Below are 2,621 nucleotides of genomic sequence, written 5' to 3'. Positions count from 1 at the left end.
GGGGGGGGGGGGGGGGGGGGGGGGGGGGGGGGGGCCCCGGGGGGGGCCCCCCCGGGGGGGCCCCCCCCCGCCCGGGCGGGGGGCGCCCGCCGCCCGCGGCCGCCACCCGGTCGGGGCCGCGCCCGGTACAGACGGCAGGACCGGCACCGGCCGGCGGGTCGCGGCCGACACGACCGGCGGGGGATATCCGCCGCCGGCAGTTCCCCCGGTGATGAAACCCATATTCACACCGGTTCGTACCCGCGGCGCCATGTTGCATCCTGACCTGGACAGCGCACCCTGGCACCGTCGGATCCGGAATCCGACCCGTAGACACCTTGTCGGGTGGGAAAGCCGTTCGACGATTCCGGGCAGGGAGGGGACGGTGCGTGTGTGGAATGTGGGAACTGTCGCCGGTCACCCGATGCGGCCGCACCGCCGTGGGCGCCCTGGGACGGCGCGCATGAGGTGCCGCGCCGCCGCGACGCCAGGCCGTCCGGCCGGCACACCATGACCACCTAGCCCACCTGGGCACACCCGGCCCGCCCGCGGTACAGCGGCGATTGTCGGCCGGTCCGGTCGGCGGCCGGCGGGGACCCCCGCCGATCCACCAGGAACCCCACAGCGAAGTGGTGATGGCACGGAGTGGTGAGAAAGCTGGGAAGTTCCTACACCCTGGAATCGCGGGTCGGCCGCGGTGGCATGGGCGAGGTGTGGCGCGGACACGACGAGGCGGGAAACGTACTCGCCTTCAAGCTGCTGTTGCCCCACTTCACCTCCGATCCCGGTGTGGTCGCCCGGTTCATGCGTGAGCGCGCCATCCTCATTCGCGTCCAGTCGCCGTTTGTCGTGGCCATTCACGACCTCGTGGCCGAGCGCGGCGAACTGGCGATCGTGATGGAGTTCGTCGAAGGCTCCGACCTGCGCCACGAGCTGGTCCGCCGGCGGACCCTGCCGCCCGGCGAGGCGGTCGGCCTGATCGTCGACATCCTCACCGGCCTCGCGACCGCCCACCGGCTCGGCATCGTGCACCGCGACCTGAAACCGGAGAACGTCCTGCTCGACCGCCGGGACGGGACCTCCCGGCCGAAGGTGTCGGACTTCGGCGTCGCCGGGCTGATGGCCTCCGCGACGCGGCTGACCATCCCCGGCGGCATGCTCGGCACCCCGCTGTACATGGCGCCCGAGAGCGTCGACGGCGGCGTCGTCGGGCCGGCCGCGGACGTCTACGCCGCCGGTACGATGCTCTACGAGATGCTCTGCGGCGTCGCGCCGTTCGCCGGCCGCGAGATGCTGTCCATCCTGCGTGCCCACGCCGATCTGGTCCCCGGCCGACCCCCGGGCGTTCCCGACGAACTGTGGGCGGTCGTGGCCGCGATGCTCGCGAAGAACCCCGCGGCCCGGCCCGGCACGGACCGCCTGCGGGCCCTGCTGCCCCGGCTCGCCGGGCTGCCCGCCGCCCCCGCGATCGTGGGGCCGCCGGCGTCGAGCCGGAGCACGCCGAACTCCTCCGTGACGGTCGCCGTGCGCGGCCGTCTCGCCGCGGGCGGCCCGCGCGGGTCGCTGACCACCGCCCGCCTCGGCTTCGGCGGCGACGTGGCCGCCGCCCTCCTGACCCCCATCCCGGCGAACTTCCCCGTCGCGGGCGGTCCCGACGGCCCGGCCGAGTCCGCCGGTGCCGGCCCTGTCACTCCTGAACCCCGTGAGTCGGGGGAGCGGCCTGCGGCGGCGGACCGATCGGCACGAATGTCACATTCGTCCAGGCCGCAGGAGCCGGCAGGCACGTCAGGTTCACCCGAGTCGTCCCGGACGTCCGGGACGGAGGAGCCAGAGCCGTCCGGGTCGTCCGGTTCGTCCGGTTCGGGTGGATCTGCCGGGTCGGCGGGGCAGCGTGCGCAGCCGTATCGGCACCCCTCCGCAGACCAGCCGTCGACCGCGTCGGCCGACGGGGACGCGGAGGAGCCGGTGACGACGCCGGTGCCGATTCCGCAGCCGGGGCTGTGGGCACCGGGCCGGGTACCGTCCGCGGCGGTCGTGCGTTCGAGCGGTACGGGCGACGCGGCCGGCAGTCCGGACGGCGGCAACGCTGAGCGGGACCCGGTGACCGCGCCCGTCCCGGCAGCCCCGGGAGGGACCGCGCACGCCGGCTGGGCCGGCGCCGCGCCGCCCGCCACGCACGGGGTCGATCCGAACCCGACGATCGTGGTGCCGACGCAGCTGCCTCGTCAGCCCACGGACGGTGCGCCCGTGCCCGCCGGCCGGCATCGACGGCGCTCGCGTGTCCTGGCCGCCGGTATCGGGTTGCTGCTCGTCCTTGTCACAGCCATCGTCGCCGTGGCCGTTCACTCCGGCGGTGGCGCGGATCCGACGACGATCCCGGGCGGCCGTTCGCCGGGCGGCACGGGAGGGGTGTCCTCGCTGGTGGCGCCGCCGGGCACGGCGGCCTCCACCGCCCCCGGCGGCGGTGCCGCGGTGGGCCCGGCGGTACCGGGGGCGACGACCGTGCCTCGCGGCGAACCGGAACAGCCGGCTGCCGGCGGCAGTGCGGCGCCGGCGCCGCCCCGCGCCCCCCGGGGCCCCCCCCCCCCGGGCGCCGCCCCGCCCCCCCCCCCCCCCCCCCCCCCCCCCCCCCCCCCCCCCCC

The 2,621-nt window shown here is 76.7% G+C and carries 1 protein-coding gene; it reads left to right on the top strand.

Annotated elements, in window-relative coordinates:
* Window positions 1-624: 624 nt before the first annotated feature.
* On the top strand, window positions 625-2,621 hold a 1,997-nt coding region (locus tag MXD60_RS26115; RefSeq protein WP_248822350.1), incomplete at its 3' end, for a serine/threonine-protein kinase.

The sequence above is a fragment of the Frankia sp. AgB32 genome, from assembly GCF_023243045.1.
Classification (GTDB): Bacteria; Actinomycetota; Actinomycetes; order Frankiales; family Frankiaceae; genus Frankia.
The sequence above is the reverse complement of the archived record's forward strand: the minus strand, read 5'-3'. Positions and strand labels throughout refer to the sequence as shown.